The 19,412-nt window shown below is 52.8% G+C and carries 20 protein-coding genes; 7 read left to right on the plus strand and 13 right to left on the minus strand.

Annotation, left to right across the window (positions count from 1 at the left end; genetic code table 11):
- Positions 1 to 5: 5 nt before the first annotated feature.
- The 4 genes from BBP27_RS09665 to argG form a co-directional block, all read right to left on the minus strand.
- The gene (locus tag BBP27_RS09665) at positions 6 to 455 is read right to left on the minus strand and encodes a DUF3290 domain-containing protein (protein WP_188211539.1); all 450 of its coding nucleotides are present in this window, start codon (positions 453 to 455) and stop codon (positions 6 to 8) included.
- A 187-nt stretch (positions 456 to 642) separates the two neighbouring features.
- A complete protein-coding gene (locus BBP27_RS09670) occupies positions 643 to 1,239 on the minus strand; it encodes a DUF4240 domain-containing protein (RefSeq protein WP_003749374.1) in 597 nt (198 codons plus the stop codon).
- A 45-nt stretch (positions 1,240 to 1,284) separates the two neighbouring features.
- Entirely contained in the window at positions 1,285 to 1,500 is a 216-nt protein-coding gene (locus tag BBP27_RS09675; protein WP_036493650.1) for a DUF4177 domain-containing protein, read from the minus strand.
- Between the two features lie 43 nt (positions 1,501 to 1,543).
- The gene (argG, locus tag BBP27_RS09680) at positions 1,544 to 2,887 is read right to left on the minus strand and encodes an argininosuccinate synthase (RefSeq protein ID WP_036493659.1); all 1,344 of its coding nucleotides are present in this window, start codon (positions 2,885 to 2,887) and stop codon (positions 1,544 to 1,546) included.
- 109 nt (positions 2,888 to 2,996) lie between these two features.
- Here argG and BBP27_RS09685 point away from each other — a divergent pair, with 109 nt between their 5' ends.
- From BBP27_RS09685 to BBP27_RS09695, 3 genes are read left to right on the plus strand one after another with little or no spacing between them, the layout of a single operon-like run.
- A complete protein-coding gene (locus tag BBP27_RS09685) occupies positions 2,997 to 3,797 on the plus strand; it encodes a competence/damage-inducible protein A (RefSeq protein WP_188211540.1) in 801 nt (266 codons plus the stop codon).
- Positions 3,797 to 4,423, plus strand: a complete 627-nt coding sequence (locus BBP27_RS09690; protein WP_188211541.1) for a phosphatase PAP2 family protein — start codon at positions 3,797 to 3,799, stop codon at positions 4,421 to 4,423. Before BBP27_RS09685 ends, BBP27_RS09690 begins: the two co-directional genes overlap by 1 nt.
- Before the next feature lie 11 nt (positions 4,424 to 4,434).
- Positions 4,435 to 5,385: a YheT family hydrolase gene (locus tag BBP27_RS09695; protein ID WP_188211542.1), complete on the plus strand. Its 951-nt coding sequence runs from the start codon at positions 4,435 to 4,437 to the stop codon at positions 5,383 to 5,385.
- Between the two features lie 94 nt (positions 5,386 to 5,479).
- On the opposite strand, the gene BBP27_RS09700 is transcribed toward BBP27_RS09695, so the two are convergent.
- From BBP27_RS09700 to BBP27_RS09725, 6 genes are all read right to left on the minus strand, one after another.
- Entirely contained in the window at positions 5,480 to 5,776 is a 297-nt protein-coding gene (locus BBP27_RS09700) for a helix-turn-helix domain-containing protein (protein WP_003680641.1), read from the minus strand.
- A gap of 404 nt (positions 5,777 to 6,180) precedes the next feature.
- Positions 6,181 to 6,960, minus strand: coding sequence for a type I methionyl aminopeptidase (gene map / locus BBP27_RS09705; protein ID WP_036493672.1), 780 nt, complete (start codon positions 6,958 to 6,960; stop codon positions 6,181 to 6,183).
- A 63-nt stretch (positions 6,961 to 7,023) separates the two neighbouring features.
- Complete coding sequence (locus BBP27_RS09710; RefSeq protein ID WP_188211543.1) at positions 7,024 to 7,629, minus strand: prolipoprotein diacylglyceryl transferase; 606 nt, start codon at positions 7,627 to 7,629, stop codon at positions 7,024 to 7,026.
- Between the two features lie 67 nt (positions 7,630 to 7,696).
- The gene (locus tag BBP27_RS09715) at positions 7,697 to 8,308 is read right to left on the minus strand and encodes a BON domain-containing protein (protein ID WP_036493677.1); all 612 of its coding nucleotides are present in this window, start codon (positions 8,306 to 8,308) and stop codon (positions 7,697 to 7,699) included.
- Positions 8,309 to 8,381: 73 nt separating this feature from the next.
- Entirely contained in the window at positions 8,382 to 8,975 is a 594-nt protein-coding gene (locus tag BBP27_RS09720; RefSeq protein WP_003749391.1) for a phosphoheptose isomerase, read from the minus strand.
- A gap of 4 nt (positions 8,976 to 8,979) precedes the next feature.
- Positions 8,980 to 9,327, minus strand: a complete 348-nt coding sequence (locus BBP27_RS09725) for a YraN family protein (RefSeq protein WP_049322470.1) — start codon at positions 9,325 to 9,327, stop codon at positions 8,980 to 8,982.
- A gap of 65 nt (positions 9,328 to 9,392) precedes the next feature.
- Between BBP27_RS09725 and rsmI the strand changes: the two genes are divergently transcribed.
- A complete protein-coding gene (gene rsmI / locus BBP27_RS09730) occupies positions 9,393 to 10,271 on the plus strand; it encodes a 16S rRNA (cytidine(1402)-2'-O)-methyltransferase (RefSeq protein ID WP_188211544.1) in 879 nt (292 codons plus the stop codon).
- Between the two features lie 156 nt (positions 10,272 to 10,427).
- On the opposite strand, the gene BBP27_RS09735 is transcribed toward rsmI, so the two are convergent.
- The 3 genes from BBP27_RS09735 to BBP27_RS09745 form a co-directional block, all read right to left on the minus strand.
- Entirely contained in the window at positions 10,428 to 11,237 is an 810-nt protein-coding gene (locus BBP27_RS09735) for an alpha/beta hydrolase (RefSeq protein WP_188211545.1), read from the minus strand.
- Between the two features lie 106 nt (positions 11,238 to 11,343).
- Positions 11,344 to 12,333: a peptidylprolyl isomerase gene (locus tag BBP27_RS09740; protein ID WP_188211546.1), complete on the minus strand. Its 990-nt coding sequence runs from the start codon at positions 12,331 to 12,333 to the stop codon at positions 11,344 to 11,346.
- The gene (locus tag BBP27_RS09745; RefSeq protein ID WP_349306393.1) at positions 12,330 to 14,729 is read right to left on the minus strand and encodes an LPS-assembly protein LptD; all 2,400 of its coding nucleotides are present in this window, start codon (positions 14,727 to 14,729) and stop codon (positions 12,330 to 12,332) included. Before BBP27_RS09745 ends, BBP27_RS09740 begins: the two co-directional genes overlap by 4 nt.
- Before the next feature lie 69 nt (positions 14,730 to 14,798).
- Between BBP27_RS09745 and amgK the strand changes: the two genes are divergently transcribed.
- The 3 genes from amgK (at position 14,799) to BBP27_RS09760 (ending at position 19,369) form a co-directional block, all read left to right on the plus strand.
- Positions 14,799 to 15,803 carry an N-acetylmuramate/N-acetylglucosamine kinase AmgK gene (amgK, locus tag BBP27_RS09750; RefSeq protein WP_188211547.1) on the plus strand — a complete coding sequence of 335 codons (1,005 nt, stop codon included), beginning with the start codon at positions 14,799 to 14,801 and terminating at the stop codon, positions 15,801 to 15,803.
- A gap of 84 nt (positions 15,804 to 15,887) precedes the next feature.
- Entirely contained in the window at positions 15,888 to 17,783 is a 1,896-nt protein-coding gene (gene mnmG, locus BBP27_RS09755; RefSeq protein ID WP_070461233.1) for a tRNA uridine-5-carboxymethylaminomethyl(34) synthesis enzyme MnmG, read from the plus strand.
- A gap of 140 nt (positions 17,784 to 17,923) precedes the next feature.
- Positions 17,924 to 19,369, plus strand: coding sequence for a KAP family P-loop NTPase fold protein (locus tag BBP27_RS09760; RefSeq protein WP_070461232.1), 1,446 nt, complete (start codon positions 17,924 to 17,926; stop codon positions 19,367 to 19,369).
- The last annotated feature ends 43 nt before the right edge of the window (positions 19,370 to 19,412 follow it).

Below are 19,412 nucleotides of genomic sequence, written 5' to 3' on the forward strand. Positions count from 1 at the left end.
TCCTGTTATTCTTTATCGATGAGTTCGATATTGTTGTTGACCAAATTGATGGGCGTCAGCGTGTAGGCAGAGAAGTCTTGATTGAAATGGACTTCGTAGTATTGGTTTTTAATGCCGATAATCATGCCGTTGAACAGGCGCGTGCTGTTGACGATGATGTCTTGTTTTTCAACTTTTTGGTTTTCAATCAAGGCATTGAGAAAACCCACCATGCGCGAAGTATCGGCGGCAAAGTTTTGACGCTCGCTGTACGAAAGATATTGCGTGCCGCAGATGAGGATGAGTAACAGCAGCGCAATAATGCTCAGGTCGCGGTATTTGGTGTCCATGCGGTGGCGCAGGTATTGCGATACGGCGAGCAGGAGGATGACGATGGCGGCGAAAATCAGGATGTATTTCAAGTAGTCGTTGAAATACATATGGTTTTCAAGATAAAAGAGGGAAAAGAATTTCATGGTATTTGATAAATTTGGGAGGGGTAATCAGGCCGTCTGAAACTTACATTTCAGACGGCCTTGTCTATTGAACAAGGATGTTGCGTCAAGGTTTCGGATAAAGCACACATGGTGTTTCCCGAAGCGGTATCAGTTGATAAATCCGTCGTCTTTCATTTTCTTTTCGGATATGTATTTAATTGTACATTCATACACATATATATTTTTGATAGGTATTGGGTAGTATCACGGCAAGATCTTCCAGTGTCCAATTTCTATTGGACTGAAAGGTGGGAGAGTTTAATTCTTGCTGTTCGATTTTTTGCCACTCTGTGTTGGCTTTTGGGGCGAATTCTTTGGTAGTTTTTTCGAATGCGCGAATACCGATACGGTTTCTCTTGCTGTATATTCTGCCTGCCAAGTAACGTTGTTCAGGAAACTCATGCTCATGCCCCTTCAAGTTACCACTGCAATAGTTTTGAGTAGCTTCAGTATCAGCCAGCCGATCGGCATCGTGTAAAACAGCAAGATAGTGGCTTTTACCTTGCAAAATCAGCCAAGCTGCGAAGCCATAAGTATTGTATTTATGCTTACCACCGTACACCAAAGATAGCGCAGACCAAATTAATCTATTGGGACTGGCAATAATTGTGCATTCGTACATCTTAAAGAAATAATCAAAATATAATAAATCCTCATCTGGTAAAGATTCCAATAACCGATTCAAGTTTTGGTTGAATTCTCCAATATTGCGAGATTCAGGACGTGCTTGATCAATGATGTTCCAAAAATCGTTGATTGTCATGGCTCCAATCTTCCGAATAATCCGAGACAGGCATAGACGCCGAGTTTAAACACGTTCTTTTTCCAAAATGACGACGTAGGCTTCACGCACGAAAAACAGCAGCATGCGGCGTTGGTCTTTTTCCATGGTAACGACCTTCCAACCTTGTGAAGCGTGGCTGTTGAGGAAATCGCTGAATTTGACCGGATTGATTTTGGCACTGCCGAAAATCAAGCTGGAAAGCAGGTTCTCTTGATAAATGACGGCTTTATATTCTTTCATTTTATTCCTTTAAAATAAGGGGGCCTTAAGGCCCCCCATGATTCTACTCCTTATTGTTCAACTGCGGCAATACTGAACCTTCGCCCAAGGACAACAAACCGCTTTGCGAGTAAATACCCAGTTTGGCGCGGGTATCGGTGATGTCGAGGTTGCGCATGGTGAGCTGGCCGATGCGGTCGAGCGGGGTGAATGCGGCGTCTTCAACTTTTTCCATGCTCAGGCGTTCGGGTTGGTAGGTCAGGTTGGGCGATTCGGTGTTCAGAATCGAATAGTCGTTGCCGCGGCGCAGTTCGAGGGTAACTTCGCCGGTGATGGCTTTGGCAACCCAGCGTTGGGCGGTTTCGCGCAACATGAGGGCTTGGCTGTCAAACCAGCGGCCTTGGTAGAGCAGGCGGCCGAGACGCAGGCCGTTGATGCGGTATTGTTCGATGGTGTCCTCGTTGTGGATACCGGTTACCAAGCGTTCGTAGGCGATGTGGAACAACGCCATGCCCGGGGCTTCGTAGATGCCGCGCGATTTGGCTTCGATGATGCGGTTTTCGATTTGGTCGCTCATGCCCAAGCCGTGACGGCCGCCGATGCGGTTGGCTTCGAGGAAGAGTTCGACAGGATCGGCGTATTCTTTGCCGTTTAATGCAACCGGCACGCCTTCTTCAAAGCGCACGCTGACTTCTTCGGGTTTGACTTCGACGTTTTCGTCCCAGAAGGCAACGCCCATGATAGGCTTAACGATTTTGATGCCGCTGTTGAGAAATTCCAAGTCTTTGGCTTCGTGGGTGGCACCCAGCATGTTGGAGTCGGTGGAGTAGGCTTTCTCCACCGACATTTTGTAGTTGAAGCCGTTGGCAATCAGAAATTCGCTCATTTCGTGGCGGCCACCGAGTTCGTCGATAAATTGTTGGTCGAGCCAAGGTTTGTAGATTTTCAGCGCGGGATTGGTCAAGAGGCCGTAACGGTAGAAACGCTCGATGTCGTTGCCTTTGTAGGTGCTGCCGTCGCCCCAGATATTCACATCGTCTTCTTTCATGGCGGAAACGAGCATGGTGCCGGTAACGGCACGGCCCAAAGGCGTGGTGTTGAAATAGGCGATGCCGCCGGTGGAAACGTGGAACGCGCCGCATTGGATGGCGGCAATGCCTTCGTGTGCCAGTTGTGCGCGGCAGTCGATCAGGCGAGCATTCTCTGCGCCGTATTCCATCGCTTTTTTAGGAATGGCATTGTAGTCGTCTTCGTCGGGCTGGCCGAGGTTGGCGGTGTAGGCATAAGGCAGCGCACCTTTGAGTTTCATCCACAACAGCGCGGCAGAGGTATCAAGACCGCCGGAGAAGGCGATGCCGACTTTTTGGCCGACGGGGAGATTTTGTAAAATGGTATGGTTTTGGCTCATGGGAATTTCTCCAGACTTGAAAAGTTGAAACCATTATCTTATAAATGGAATACATTGTCAGCAATAGGCCGTCTGAATGTTCGGAAGGCCGCATTAAAGAAACCTCATCATGAACGCTTTTAACCTCATCATCATCGGCGATGAAATCCTGCACGGCAGCCGCCAAGACAAGCATTTCGCCTTTTTCAAATCTTTATTGGAATCGCGCGGGCTGAAGCTCAATCAGGTGCAATATCTGCCTGACGAGCCCGATTTGCTGGTCAAACAGCTGCGCCGCAGTTTTTCAGACGGCCTGCCGACTTTCGTTACCGGTGGTATCGGCTCTACACCTGACGACCACACGCGCCAAGCCGCAGCGGCTGCTTTGGATTTGCCTGTCGTCCGTCATCCTGAAGCCGCCAAGTTTATCGAAGGCGTAACCTTGAAACGCGACGAGCCGCTCGATTCGCCGGAACACGCCCAACGCCTGAAAATGGCGGATTTTCCCGAAGGCGCGGAATTGGTGCCCAATCCGTTTAACAACATCGCCGGATTTTCCATCCGCGGGCATTATTTCTTCCCCGGTTTCCCCGTGATGGCGCACCCGATGGCCGAATGGGTATTGGAAACTTATTACGCCGACCGCTTCAATCAAACCGAACGCGGCAGCCGCAGCGTGTATGTGTTTGACCAACCCGAATCGCGCATTACGCCGATTATGGAACATCTTGAGCGTACCTACGCCGGTATCCGTTCGTACAGCCTGCCCACCGTGGGCCGTACCGATCCAGACGGTCGTTATATTCCGCCGCATATCGAGTTCGGCATTAAGGCGGAAGGCGAGGCCTGCCGCTTGCTGGATGCTGCGTGGGAAGATGCGTTGCAGGGTTTGCAGGCAATTGGCGCGACTTTGAAAGAAACGGTGGAATAATGCACTTATCCCCATCCCAATCCAGACGCGCACTGACTTTTGCCTCTTTGCTGTTTTTACCGCCGACCCTCGTTATCGGCATTTGGCTGGCGCAATATGGCGGCTTTGCTTTCGAGCCGCTGCTGATGCACGCCGTCCATGCCCACGCGGGAACATGGTTTGACCCGATTGCTACCGTATTGCACTATCTGGGCAAAACCGCGATTGCCGTGCCGCTGATCGGCGCAGTCGCCGCCGCCCTGTATTTCGCCGATAAGAAGCGCGAAGCACTGTTTTGCGTGTTGGCGGCCTTGGTACCGACTTTGAACATGCTGATTGTGAAAGTATGGTTTGCCCGCGAACGCCCGCTGCTTTGGCCGCGTCTGATTGAAGAGAGCAATTTTTCCTTCCCCAGCGGCCACAGTACGTTTTCCGCCGCCATTGCCGTCATGCTGATATTGCTTTGCCGCCGCACGCGCTACCGTCGCGCCGCTTGGGTGGCCGGTATTGCCTTTGCCCTGTTGACCGGATTTTCACGTGTTTATTTGGGCGTACATTATCCCACCGATGTTTGGGCAGGCTGGACAAACGGCACGCTGACTGCCTTGCTGGTGTATATGCTCATCTTCAGGCCGTCTGAAAAATAGAAGAAATAATCATGAATACACGTTCACCTAACACGCCTTATTGGCTCAGAAACGGCCATGCCGACACCCTGTTTGCTAAGTTGCTGCAAGGCAAAGCGCCCGACTACCGCCGCGAGCTTCTGCCCGACAGTACCGGCAAAACCCAAGTTGCCTACGATTTTGTCGACAGCGCCGACCCCGATGCACCGCTGGTGGTTTTGTTTCACGGACTGGAAGGCAGCAGCGAGAGCCATTACGCGGTCGAGCTGATGAAAGCCGTGCAGCAGCGCGGTTGGAACGGCGTGGTTGCCCATTTCCGCAGTTGCGGCGGCATCGCAAACACCGCGCCCGTGTTCTACCACCTCGGCGATACGCCCGAAATCGCCTTTATGCTCAACACGCTTGCCCGACGCTATTCAACCATTTACGCCGTCGGCGTTTCTTTGGGGGGCAATGCCCTAGCCAAATATTTGGGCGAGCAGGGCAGCAATGCCGTTCCGCGCGCTTCTGCCGTCGTTTCCGCACCGGTTGATGCCGTAGCGGCCGGTACGCGTTTTGATCAGGGCATGACGCGACTGATTTACACGCGCTATTTTTTGAATTCGCTGCTGCCGAAAGCCCGAGCGATTCCTCAGTTTCAGACGGCCTTGAGCCGGCAAAACTGCAAAACGCTTGGCGATTTTGACGACCGTTTTACCGCGCCGCTTCACGGTTTTGCCGACCGCCACGATTACTACTGCCGCAATTCCTGCAAGCCGTTTCTGAAAGGCGTGGATACGCCGTTGCTGCTGCTCAATGCCGTCAACGACCCCTTCCTGCCGCCGGAAGCCCTGCCGACCGGGCGGGACGTGTCCTCGGCCGTTACGCTGCTGCAACCGGCATACGGCGGTCATGTCGGCTTCGTCAGCCGCGATCGGGGCCGTCTGAATCTGCAATGGCTACCGCAAACGGTGTTGGACTATTTCAAACAGTATCAGCCGTAAAGGAGAAAGGGCATATATGCGACACGCCCTTAGAGTGTAGAAAGTAAAAAGGCCGTCTGAAAACGAATTTCAGACGGCCTTTTGAATGGCTTGATTATTTGCCTTTGTTGTCGGCTTTGGCTTCTTTTTTCAGAGAAGCGTACAACTCAGGGTCGCGGTTTTTCAGCAAGGACGCAACGGCCAAGTCGTCACGGTTTACTTTAGCCAAATCTACGCGCTCGATGTGTACCAAACGCAGCAATTCGCGTACAGGTTTAGGCATATTGCGGCCGGATTCGTAACGGGAACCACCGGACTGAGTCACACCGATGCGGCTCCAGAAGTCCATTTGGTTCAGGCCGAGTTTTTTACGGATATCGCGGATGTTTTCAATTTTTTCGAACGATTTCATGAATCTTCCTTATTGTGGTATTTGTTGCATGCCTCTAGGCATAAAAATGGGTCTGCAAGAATGCCGGCATCCCTTTTCCTGTAGGCTTTTGGGGTGATATGTGGGCGTATTGCAAATGACTGATCTAGATAATTAGACAGTATATTCGAAAGAAGTTTGCCGCTGTTTGCCATAATTTGTGTAAATATTTCTTAATTCATTATTTCGTATAATTTTTGGCATATAAATCATTAAATTATGCGATTATCTTAAATATGGCGTGGGCAAATTTTTACATAACTAAACAATTCATTATGGGTAAAAACTTAATTTCGAGCATTTATTCGGTTTGACGGGTCGAGAAAACGGATAAATTTCAGGTCGTCTGAATCTGTATTTTCAGACGGCCTGAAAATTTTTCAAGTTCAAGGCTTGCCGGTGGCAGGGCTGATGGTGAGGATTTCGTAGCCGGTTTCGGTAACCAAGACTTCGTGTTCCCATTGGGCGGAAAGGGAGCGGTCTTTGGTGACCACTGTCCAACCGTCGTTCAGGATGCGCAGGTGGCGTTTGCCTTGGTTGATCATCGGCTCGATGGTAAAAATCATACCCGGTTTGAGGACGAGGCCCTGACCTTTGCGGCCGTAGTGGACCACTTGCGGCGCTTCGTGGAAACCGCGGCCGATGCCGTGGCCGCAGAATTCTTGAACTACGGAGTAGCCGGCATTTTCGGCAACTTGTTGGCAGGCATAGCCGACATCGCCGAGGGTGGCGCCGGGTTTGACTGCTTCGATACCCGCCATCATGGAGGCGTGGGTCACGTCGATCAGGCGCTGGGCAATCGGGGAGACTTTGCCGACGGTAAACATGCGGCTGGAATCGCCGTGGAAGCCGTCTTTTTTAATGGTCAGGTCGATGTTGACGATGTCGCCTTCTTTCAGCGGCTTGTCATCGGGAATGCCGTGGCAGATAACGTGGTTGACGGAGGTACAGCAGGATTTCGGGTAGGGCGGGTTGCCGTAGTTGAGGGGGGCGGGATAACCGCCTTGAACGTTGACGTGGTAATCGTAAACGAGTTTGTCGATTTCGTTGGTGGTGACGCCGGGTTTGACGAATTGGCCGATGTAGTCGAGGGCTTCGGCGACCAAGCGGCCAAGTTCGCGCATTTTTTCGATTTCTTCGGGGGTTTTGATGATGACTTTGTCCATGAGGTTTCCTTCTTGTTTCAGACGGCATGGGGGCCGTCTGAACGGGACGGGTGTGCCGTCTGTTTAAAACAGGTTGTCGAGATTGTCTTTGTTGCGCGGTTTGGCTTGTGGTTTGGCCTCAGGCTCGGCTTTGGGAGTCGGTTTGGACTCGGGGGCTTTGGCTTTTGCCGGTTTGTTTTCTGCTGCTTGTGCGGCCGGTTTGCTGTCTGCGGCTTTGTTTGCTACCGGCTGGCTGTCTGCTTGAGGTGTGTTTTGAGCGGCAGGGCTGCTGTTGTCGGATTGTGTTTTTTCTGATTTGTCGGTTTCGGCGCGTTTGTTTTCTGTGCGTTTGCCGCGGTGTGCGGCAGGACGGTCGTTTTTTGTACCTTCTTCGGCTTTGTCGCTTTTTTCGGTTTGGGGAACAACCGGGTTGCCGGAAGCAGTTTTTTCGTCGCCTTCTTGGGCGGGTTGGACGGTTTCAAGTTCGACTGTGCCGTTGGGACGCCAAACTTCAATGCGTGTGTCGTTTTGTTCGGCCGGATTTTTTGCGGGGGGGGCGGTTTTGCCGGAGTTTAGGGTGCTGAATACGCCGGCGACAAGGGCGGCGACGGCGATAAAGCTGACAAGGAATAAAGCGCGGATTAGGTGTTTGGGCTTAAGTTGGAAAGGGGCTTTATTATTTTTTGACATGATGGGTCAGGTAATAGTTGGAGGAATGGCCGTCTGAATATTCAGACGGCCCCGGGTTGCCTGTGAATCAGTTGGCAACGTAGTTTTGATAGAGGGTGACGACTTTTTGTACGCCGACGGTCGTGCTGACTTTTTGAGTCACGCGAGCTTGTTCGTCGGGCGTGAGGATACCCATGACATAGGTCACGTTGCCGTAAGTTACGATTTTGACGCGTGCTTGGGTAGCCGGGCTGAGGCCCAACAGGGCGGCGCGGACTTTGGATGTGCCCCAGGTGTCGTTGGTCACGTCGCCGAGCGAACGCGCTTGCGAGGCGACGGTAATGTAGTTGTACACGCCTTCTGCAGCTTGTTCGGAACGGGCGATGCGTTCAACAAATTGTTTTTCGCCTTCGGTGGCCACTTGGCCGAGCAGGAGCAGGTGGCGGTTGTAACCGACAACGTTCAGTTTGGGCTTGTAACCTTCGACTTGGTTGTTTTGGCGCAGATAGGAGCGTGCGGTGGTTTCGACGCGCAGGGCCATAACGTTGTCGTCGGTTTGCGCGCCGGTGGTGCGGCGGTCGACGGCGGATTTAGTGCCGACGGCAGCACCGCCGATCAGTGCGCCGACGCAGCCGCTCAGACTCAGGCTCAAGAGGGTCGCTGTCAGAACGGGGAGGGCGTAGCGTTTGATATTCTTCATATCCTTTTCCTTGGGTATGGACGGGTGGGTGTTCAGACGGCCTTTAAGGGATGGGCCGTCTGAAAAGAAAGGGTTACATGCCTTCAAGCAGGACGGAGTCGATGCAGTCGCACATGGCGTGAATCAGCAAAATATGGTTTTCCTGAATGCGGGCAGTGCGCGGATAAGGGACGTTGAGTAAAACGTCGGTATCTTTGAGCATGGCGGCGATTTTTCCGCCGTCGCGGCCGGTCATGGCAATGACGTGCATGTCGCGTTCGTGTGCTGCTTTGATGGCTTCGATGACATTGGCGGAATTGCCGGAGGTGGAGATGCCGACCAATACGTCGCCGGCACGTCCGAGCGCGCGCACTTGTTTGCTGAATACGTGGTCGAAACCGTAGTCGTTGCCGATGGCGGTCAGGGCGGAAGTGTCCGTTGTCAGCGCGACAGCGGCCAATTCCATGCGCTCTTTTTCAAAACGGCCGGTCATTTCGGCGGCGAAGTGTTGCGCATCGGCAGCCGAACCGCCGTTGCCGCAGGCCAGGATTTTGCCGTCGTTCATCAGGCATTGCAGCATCAGCTCGGCGGCCTGTGCGGTCGGCTCGACCAGTACTTTTTCAGCTTCCTGCTTGGCGCGGATGCTCTCGGCAAAATGTGCGGAAACGCGTTCTTGTAATGTTGTCATGAGGTTAACCTGTAATATTTTGAATCCATTCGGGCGGGCCGTCGCCCTCGATCAGTACCGCGTCCAGGCGGCAGGGCGCATGGTTTAACCCGTGCTTTTGCAGATAATACTCTACACTTCGTTGCAATTTCAATAATTTGGACGGCGAGATGCTGTATGCGGCACCACCGAAACCTCGGTTTTTGCGGTATTTTACTTCAACAAACACAATCGTACCGCCGTTTTTGACGATTAAATCGATTTCGCCGTAGGCGCAATGCCAGTTCCGTGCCAGCAGCGAGCAGCCTTTGCCCAGCAGGAACGCCAGTGCCGCATCTTCGGCCGCCGCCCCCTGTTTGTGGTTTAAGCGCATGAAAAGTTTACCCGTTATATAATTATTGTTTTTAAAGAGACGCCGTTTCAGACGGCCTTGAATCTATGTACACAAAACACCTGCAAAAAGCCGTCGACAGCATCGAAAAACAGACATTATACGTTGTCGCCACACCCATCGGCAATTTAGCCGACATAACGCTGCGTGCGCTGGCCGTCCTGCAAAAGGCCGACATGATCTGCGCCGAGGACACCCGTGTTACCGCCCAGCTTTTGAGTGCGTACGGCATTCAGGGCAAACTCGTGAGCGTGCGCGAACACAACGAGCAGCAAATGGCCGATAAAATCATCGCCCATCTTTCAGACGGCCTGAGCGTTGCCCAAGTTTCGGATGCGGGCACGCCAGCGGTGTGCGATCCGGGTGCGAAACTTGCCGCCCGCGTGCGCGAAGCCGGATTTAAAGTGGTGCCTGTGGTCGGCGCAAGCGCGGTTATGGGGGCGTTGAGCGTGGCCGGGGTGACGGAATCTGATTTTTACTTCAACGGTTTCCTGCCGCCTAAGGCCGGCGAACGCCAAAAGCTACTGGCCAAATGGGTGGAAGCCGATTTTCCGATTGTGATGTTTGAAACGCCGCACCGTATCGAAGCAAGCCTTGCGGATATGGCCGCGCAGTTCCCCGAACGCCGTTTGACTTTGGCGCGCGAAATCACCAAAACGTTTGAAACCTTCCTCAGCGGCACGGTTGCCGAAATTCAAGCCGCCCTTAAAAACGACAGCAACCAAACGCGCGGCGAGATGGTGCTGGTGTTGCACCCTGCCGTGAAAGAGAAACACAGCGATTTGCCCGAAGCGGCGCAAAACGCCATGAAAATCCTTGCGGCCGAGTTGCCGACCAAACAAGCCGCCGAGCTTGCCGCCAAGATTACCGGCGAGAATAAAAAGGCGCTGTATGATTTGGCTTTAGAATGGAAAAAGCAGGGATAGTGGCTGATTGGCAAACCGTATATCAAAGGCCGTCTGAACAATGGATTTCAGACGGCCTTTTTTGATTGGATTTTAGAGGGTTTCAAATTGATTCGATAGGTTCAATACGCTTTGGTATTTGCGTTTCAGACGGCCTTAATGCTTGGCAAACCTGTTTCAACGCTGCCATGCGCTGCGCAAATATTCGATGCAGTCGGTCAGGGCGTAAAACGGGGCGTTGCCGTGATTGGCGTTGGGGTAGAGGGTAAAGCGGACGTCTGCGCCGAGATGGTGCAAAGTGCCGGCAAGGATTTTGGCTTGTGCAACCATGCCGCGGCTGGTTTGGTCGGGGCGGTTGTTTCTGCCTTCATGTTCTCCTGCACCGAGGCGGATGCCGATTCCTTGCGGCAATGTGCCGGGCAGCCAATCGAGTACGCGGCGGTCTTGCCACCAGATAGACGGCGACACCAGCAAATAATGGCGGAAGCGTTCGGGGCGGGTGAACAGGGAATAGAGGCCGTACAAGGCGCCGAACGAATGGCCGAAAACGGCTTGGTTTTGGGTATCGATGCGGTATTTGCCGTCGAGCAGGGCGGAGAGTTCGTCGTCGATAAAGCGGCTGAAGCGGTCGGCTTGGCCGTATTGTTTGCGTTCGGATTCGGACGCGTTGTCGGGCAGCGGCGGCGTGTAGTCGAGGGCGCGTTGGCTTAAGTCGCGGATGGTGCCGCCGGTGTAGCCGATGCCGACAATCAGACAGGCGGCATGGCTTTTGGTGATGGGGTTGATGAGCAGGGATTGCGCCATATTGAGGATGGCGGGGAAAAAGGCGTCCCCGTCAAGAATATACAGTACGGGATAGCCGCCTGCCGGACGCTCGCCGAGTGCCGCGGCTTGAATGCGGTAAGTGCGGCCGGTGTGGACGGAAGTAAGGGCGGTTTCTTCGGCTTGCAGCAGGGTGGCGGCTTGCCAGTCGGGACGGATGGACATGATGGGGTGCTTTAATCAATGGTTGCTTAAGGGAAAAGGCCGTCTGAACAATGGTTTTCAGACGGCCTTATTGTACGGATTTATGCCTTTTTAACAATACGCGCGATTAGCGTACGTCAACGTAGGAGCTGCTGTGCAGTTCGCGCAGGAGGTTGGTGGTCGCCTGTTGCGCTTTTTGTTGGGACAGGTATTGGCGGACGGCGTTTTGTTGGCGCTCTTCAGGCGTACCTGCTTCGCGGACGTCGTTCAGCTTGATGATGTGCCAGCCGAATTGGGTGCGGACAGGGGCGCTGATTTGGCCGGGTTTGAGTTTGTGGACGGCTTCTTCAAATGGGGCAACCATCATGCCGTCGGCAAACCAGCCCAAATCACCGCCGTTGCCGGCGCTGCTGTCTTGAGAGTATTGGCGTGCCAAACTGCCGAAATCTGCGCCGCTGCGGGCTTGTGAGTAGATTTTGCGGATGGTGCTTTCTGCGCCGACGGCGGCATTGTCGTTGTCGGCTTTAATGAGGATGTGTTGGGCATGGTATTGGCGCACAGGGTCTGCTTCAGGCAGGGTGATGCCTTGTTGTTTGGCCTGCTCGATGTAGCGTGCCACTTCGGAGTCGCTGACGCGGCTGTTTTGCATGATGGCCTGTTGGCGCACTTTTTCAACAATAATGCTGTCGGCGATGTCTTGACGGACGGCGGCAGACGGATTTTTGATGTTGGGGTTGTGCGCGATGACGGCTTCGATTTCGCTATCGGTCGCTTGGATGTTGCGGCGTTTGCCGGCTTGGAGGATCAGGGATTGGTTGATCATTTGGGCCAAAACCTGTTGGCGCAGCTCGTTGGCGTCCATTTGTGTGCCTTTCGGCATGGTTTGACGCGCTTGCGCTACGGCTTGTTCTACTTGGCGGTGGGTAATGACTTCGTTGTCGACAACTGCGGCAATGCTGTCTGAAAGATGTACGCCGCTTTGTACGGCAGGCATGGTGGTGGCGCTGACGGCAGGGGCTTTGGCTGCGCGCGCTTTGCTTGCTTTGGCTTTAGGGGCGGCGTGTGCGCCTACTGCGAGAGTGAGTGCGGCGACGAGAATCAGGGGTTTGAAGTTCATTGTTTGACTACCTCGTTGGTTTTGCTGTAACCGGGAATGGCTAAGCGGAGTTTTTCGAATGGGTTGTTGCCGATATTACTCAAGTCTTTGAGTTGGAGGTTGAAGAATACGGCGTTTTTGTGGCTGTTTTCGCCGGTAACATAGCGTTGGCCGACCAAGCTTGCGCTCCAGCAGCCGCAGTTGCTTTTGTATTCTGCACCGATGAGCATTTCCAGCGGTTTTTTGGCTTCGATTTCGTAGTTGTAACGGGCGACGGCGTATAGGTTTTTGCTCAACGGCCATTGGGCGGCAAGGTCGACTTGGCTGAGTTTGTCGTAGAAATAGTCGCCGTTGGCTTGCAGATAGATGCGCTCGTTGCGTCCGTATTTGTAGCGAGCGCTTAAGACTTTGCCGGGTTCGGGGTTGTAGGCAATCCCTGCGGCGTAGCTTTCGGCACGGCTTTGGTTTTGGTTGTAGTGGATGTCCAAGTCGATGCGGATGCTCGGGGTAATGTTGCCGTGTGCAAAGGCTACCCAGTCGGACTGGCTGCGCGGATAACGGCTGACGCTGCCGTCAGGCAGGACGTTGTCGTTTTTGAAGTAGAACTTCTGGCCGATACCTGCACGGAAGAGTTCCGCACCGGTGTTGGGGTTGAGGATGCGGCTTTGTGTGGCCAGCGTCAGGCTGTTGGCCGAATTGATACGGTCGTTGCCGGAATACAGGTTTTCGCGGAACAGCTGCGAATAGGTAAAGCTGTTTTCGGAGCTGTCGAAATTGGGCAGGTCGTTTTGGGACTTGGTCGGAATGTAGTTGTAAAACAGGCGCGGTTCGAGCGTTTGCAGGTATTCTCCGCCGAATAGACGGGCCCTGCGCTCGAAAGTCAGGCCGCTGTCGACGTTGATGATCGGCAGGACGCGGCTGACATTGCGGCTGCTTTGGCCGTTGAAGCTGTTGAGGCTGTAATAAGTGGCGTGTACGCCGACTTTAGGCCGGATGTAGCCCCATTGGTTGTGGAAGTCCCATTTAACGCTCGGGTAGAGCACCACGCGGCTGCCGTCTTGCTTGGTATCGTGGTCAAAACGGGTGAATTGGCCGAACACGTTGAGTTGCGCTTTGCCGAGATGGCTTTGCCAACGGCCGGTCAGACGGGGCATGATGGCATAAGGCTCGTCTTTATAACCGTCTTGGTTGGCAAGCGTTTGATATTTTTGTACGCGCAACGAGCCGTCGAAGCTGCCGCCCAACAGTTTGTCGCTGTAATTGAGCCATGCCTGACGGTCGAGGTTGACGTTGCGTGCGATGTCTTCACGGCCGTAGAAGTCGCGGTAGTAATCGTCGTCGGAAACTTGGTTGTAGTTGATGCCGCCGCTGATTTTGCTGTTCAGCTGCTGCTGGTGTTTCCATTTGAACTGGTAGCGGTTGTTGTGGACGCTTTTTTGGTCGTTCGGCATCCAGTCGCCATCGACTTCGCCGCTGTAATTCGGTTGCAGATAACGGACTTGGCCGCCCAGTTGCACACCTCGTTTGCTGATGATGCTCGGGCGGATGGTGGCATCCAAATTTGGGGCAAGGTTGAAATAGTAGGGTAGGCTCAGCTCAAGGCCGTCTGAACCTGTGGCAATGGTCGGAACGAGCAGGCCGCTTTTGCGGTTGCCGTTGATGGGAAAGTCTGCCCAAGGCGTGTAGAGGACAGGGACGCCGCCGAATACCAGCGAAGCGTGTTTGGCCACGCCGATGCCTGTCGATTCATCGGCTTCGATGCTTTGCGCTTGGATATACCAGCTGGCATCGCCGGGCGAACAGGTGTTGAATTTGGTGTTGATGAGCTTGTAGAGGCCTTTGCCTTTGAGTTCGGCTTTTTCGCTGACGCTTTGAAGGCGGCGGCCGCCTTGTTCGGTATTGAGGCGCACGGCGGTGCCGGAACCGGTTTGGTCTTTGAGGTTGTAAACCAATTGATCGCCGGATACGGTCGAACCGTTTTGATACAGGGTAAAGCGGTCGCCGGCGGTAACGGTATCGGCGGCTTGGTCGTATTGCGCCCAATCGGCGTTGAGAACATCGGTATTGCGCTCGACAATGACGTCGCCTTCGGCACGGACGCCGACTTGGGTCTGGCCTTCTATTTTATCGGCATTGATGCGGGTGTAATCGGCAGGCAGGGCAGGCTCGCCGCTGCGTTTGATTTCGGCGGTTTCGGCCGGCTTGGCATCTTCATGGTCGCAAAACAGACAAGTGCTGCCCAAAGAAAGCGGATCGGCTTCGCTTTGGCCTGTTTTTGCCGGTTTGGATTCAGCGGCGTGGGCAGGGGTATAGTCTTCCGCCTGCGGAACAGAAGCATCTTCCGCGCGCACGGCTGTTGCGCCAAAGCCCATAATTAAGGCGAGTACCAAGGGTTTGAGTGAAAATAAACGAGCCAAAATCGCCCCTTAAATCGGTTTGCCAGTTAGAATAGCGGTTATTGTAACCTGAAATTCTGCGATACCGCTATGCAACGACAAACCGAATTACAAAACTGGCTGGAGTCTGTTTACCCGAACCAGCCGTTCGAATTGAGCTTTGCGGCAGCCGATGCCGACTTCCGCCGCTATTTCCGCGCGACGTTTTCAGACGGCCAAACCGTCATCTGTATGGACGCGCCTCCTGAGAAGATGAGTGTTGCGCCTTATTTGAAAGTGCAAAAACTGTTTAATATGGTCAATGTGCCGCAAGTGCTTCATGTGAATGAAGCGTTGGGCTTTATGGTGTTGAACGATTTGGGCAACACCACATTCCTGACCGCCATGAATCAGGAAAACAGCGAAACCGCCCACAAAGCCCTGCTGCTCGAAGCCATCGACGAATTGATCGAGCTGCAAAAAGCCAGCCAACCCGGCAAACTGCCGGAATACGACCGCGAAGTCATGCTGCGCGAGATTAACTTGTTCCCCGAATGGTTTGTGGCCAAAGAATTGGGCCGCGAGCTGACCTTCAAGCAACGCCAGTTGTGGCAGCAAACCGTCGATACGCTGCTGCCGCCCCTGTTGGCGCAACCCAAAGTGTATGTCCACCGCGACTTTATCGTCCGCAACCTGATGCTGGCAAAAGGCCGCCCGGGCGTGTTGGACTTCCAAGACGCGCTTTACGGCCCGATTTCCTATGATTTGGTGTCGCTGCTGCGCGATGCGTTTATCGAATGGGAAGAAGAATTTGTATTGGACTTGGTCATCCGCTACTGGGAAAAAGCACGCGCTGCCCAGCTGCCCGTGCCTGCCGAGTTTGATGAGTTCTACCGTTGGTTTGAATGGATGGGCGTACAACGTCATTTGAAAGTGGCCGGTATTTTTGCCCGCCTGTACTACCGCGACGGCAAAGATAAATACCGCCCGGAAATCCCGCGCTTCTTGAACTATTTGCGCCGCGTATCCCGCCGTTACAACGATTTGGCGCCGCTTTATGCGTTGCTGGTCGAATTGGTCGGCGATGATGAATTGGAAACAGGCTATACCTTCTAAGCTTGGTTTTTCAAGATTTGATTCCACTTTTCAGACGGCCTGATCAACAAAAGGCCGTCTGAAACCTTTACAGAACACATAAACATGACTTACATGATTTACCCCAAAACCTACGACGTGATTGTCGTCGGCGGCGGCCATGCCGGTACCGAAGCCGCGCTTGCCGCCGCACGCATGGGTGCGCAAACCCTGCTGCTTTCGCACAACATCGAAACCCTCGGTCAAATGTCGTGCAACCCCTCCATCGGCGGTATCGGCAAAGGCCACCTTGTGCGCGAACTCGACGCATTGGGCGGCGCGATGGCGTTGGCCACCGACAAATCCGGCATCCAGTTCCGCCGTCTGAACGCCAGCAAAGGCGCGGCAGTGCGAGCCACACGCGCGCAGGCCGACCGCATCCTATATAAAGCCGCTATCCGCGAAATGCTGGAAAACCAAGAAAACCTCGACCTTTTCCAACAAGCCGTCGAAGACGTCACGCTTGACGGCGAACGCATCAGCGGCGTGGTTACCGCGATGGGCGTGGAATTTAAAGCACGTGCCGTCGTGTTGACCGCCGGCACGTTTTTGTCCGGCAAAATCCATATCGGTTTGGAAAACTACGAAGGCGGCCGCGCCGGCGATCCCGCCGCCAAATCCTTGGGCGGCCGTTTGCGCGAATTGAACCTGCCTCAAGGCCGTCTGAAAACCGGCACGCCGCCGCGTATTGACGGCCGCACGATTGACTTCTCCCAACTGACCGAACAGCCCGGCGACACACCCGTTCCCGTAATGTCCGTACGCGGTAGCGCCGATATGCACCCGCGCCAAGTGTCCTGCTGGATTACGCATACCAACACGCAAACTCACGACATCATCCGCTCAGGCTTCGACCGCAGCCCGATGTTTACCGGCAAAATCGAAGGCGTGGGTCCGCGTTATTGTCCGTCTATCGAAGACAAAATCAACCGCTTCGCCGACAAAGACAGCCATCAGATTTTCCTCGAACCCGAAGGCCTGACCACGCACGAATACTATCCTAACGGTATCTCCACCAGCCTGCCGTTCGACATCCAAATCGCCCTCGTGCGCAGCATGAAAGGCCTCGAAAACGCCCATATCCTGCGCCCTGGTTATGCCATCGAATACGACTATTTCGATCCGCGCAACCTCAAAGCCAGCCTTGAAACCAAAACCATCCAAGGCCTCTTCTTTGCCGGACAAATCAACGGCACCACCGGCTACGAAGAAGCCGCCGCGCAAGGCTTGCTCGCTGGCGCAAATGCCGTGCAATACATCCGCGAACAAGACCCGCTCCTGCTGCGCCGCGAACAAGCCTATCTCGGCGTATTGGTGGACGACCTCATCACCAAAGGTGTGAACGAGCCTTACCGAATGTTCACCAGCCGCGCCGAATACCGCCTGCAACTCAGGGAAGACAACGCCGACATGCGCCTGACCGAAGACGGCTACAAAATCGGCTTGGTGGGTGAAGAACAATGGCGCATGTTCAACGAAAAACGCGAAGCCATCGAACGCGAAATCCAACGTTTGAAAACAACGTGGTACACGCCGCAAAAACTCGCCGAAGAAGAGCAGCTGCGCGTATTCGGCCAAAAACTCAGCCGCGAAGCCAACCTGCACGACCTCCTGCGCCGCCCGAACCTCGACTACGCCGCGCTGATGACCCTGCCCGACGCACAACCTGAAACCGCACTTGCCGACAGCGTGGTCGAACAAGTCGAAATCCAAGTCAAATACCAAGGCTATATCGACCGCCAAAACGAAGAAATCGACAGCCGCCGCGACATCGAAACCTTAAAGCTGCCCGAGGATATCGATTACAGCAAAGTCAAAGGTTTGTCGGCAGAAGTGCAGCAAAAGCTCAACCAGCACAAACCCGAAACCGTCGGCCAAGCCAGCCGCATCTCCGGCGTAACGCCTGCCGCCGTCGCATTACTGATGGTGCATTTGAAACGTGGATTTAAAGATGCCAAGTAAGGTTTAATCCGAATAAAGGCCGTCTGAAAGTTTCAGACGGCCTTTTTGATCATTTTTAATTACTTAAAAGAATAAAAACATAAAAACTGATGACAGAGTAAAATACGTTACACAAAACCTATGACAGACAAAGGGATAATATGGAAACTCAAGCTTTAGAAAAAACTTTTGCTACACATGACGAATTTAACCGTAAGCCGATAGCCGAAAACATCATCAGGCTGCTTACCTCAGATATCGACCTTTCCCCTATGGTCATCGACGGTGGCTGGGGAACGGGCAAAACCGAATTTTGCAAAAAGCTGATTCGGCTTATGCAGGAGCAACATCGCGATTATCAGCCCGTCTATATTGACGCCTTCCGTTCAGACCACAGCGGAGAGCCTCTGCTGGCATTGCTTGCCGAAATCATCAAAGCCTGTACGCCTGAAGATACTGGCGAGCAGCCGTCTGAACAGCGCAAAAATATTACGAGGAAAGTCGCAAGAGCAGTAGGATTCGCGATGAAAACCGTTGCTAAAGCAGCGGTTGGTCATGTCCTAAAGCAAAAATGGGAAGATTTAGAGGAGGGAATGAGCCAAATTACAAATGATGGGCAAGAAGCAAAAAATGCTGCGGCAACTGTAGCTGGTGTTGCCACCACACTTGCCAGTCATTCCATTGATGCAACTATTGATGCAACCGTCGAAGCCTTATTGAAAGAGCAAATTGAAGCAGAAAAAAATCTGGAAACGCTTAAAGCCTGCCTAAAAGAATTGGCAGCGGGCAAACCGATTATCCTGTTTATCGACGAACTCGACCGTTGCCGCCCTGATTACGCCGTCGATATGCTGGAAGTTATCAAGCATGTCTTTGATATTGAAAACGTCAAAGTCGTGCTGGTTACGAATACCAAGCAACTGTGCGCGGCGATTAATCATCGGTATGGCGCAGAGGTGGATGCGCAGAAATATTTAGATAAGTTTTTGAAGTATAGCTTTGCCTTGCCGGATCAGGTTGTGGCTCAAACGGAGCAAGATCGAGTTTTGGTTTCAATTCATCATTTTAAGAGGTTAATAAAAGGTAGTGATATAGAAGGGGTCTTATTTAATGCGCATAGAGTTGTGGATTGTATAAGTGAAATGATTAAACGGAATAATTTATCGCTTAGGGAGACGGAACGATTAGTCCGATTTTTGGAGATGTATCACTCTTTGGGTCATGGGTTTGGGTTTAGGAATAAAACATTTCACCTATATCTACGTGTGGTTGGTGTATTTATCTTCTGCTTTTATCCAAGGTTAATGGATGATATCAATAAAAATCGAACTGATGCTGGAGAATTTGCTCAATTGTTTAATCTTCAATCTTGGCCAGATATGCTAGATGATCCTTATGACCCTAAAGGAATAGTAGATATGATTGCTGTGATGCTAATTTTAAATAGTAAAATCGAAGATCCTCGCTTTACGTTACTAGAATTTAATGAAAAGCACTATTGGCAGACTCTGATAGATAGATATTTTGGTAGTGAAGCAATAAATTGGGGCTTATCTGTTTTGAAAAATACTTTTCAAGTCCTCAGTTTTGAACAAACGCCACAATAAAACAAAAGGCCGTCTGAAACCCAAAAATCAGGTTTCAGACGGC

It is taken from the genome of Neisseria sp. RH3002v2g (assembly GCF_014596425.2).
Lineage (GTDB): Bacteria > Pseudomonadota > Gammaproteobacteria > Burkholderiales > Neisseriaceae > Neisseria.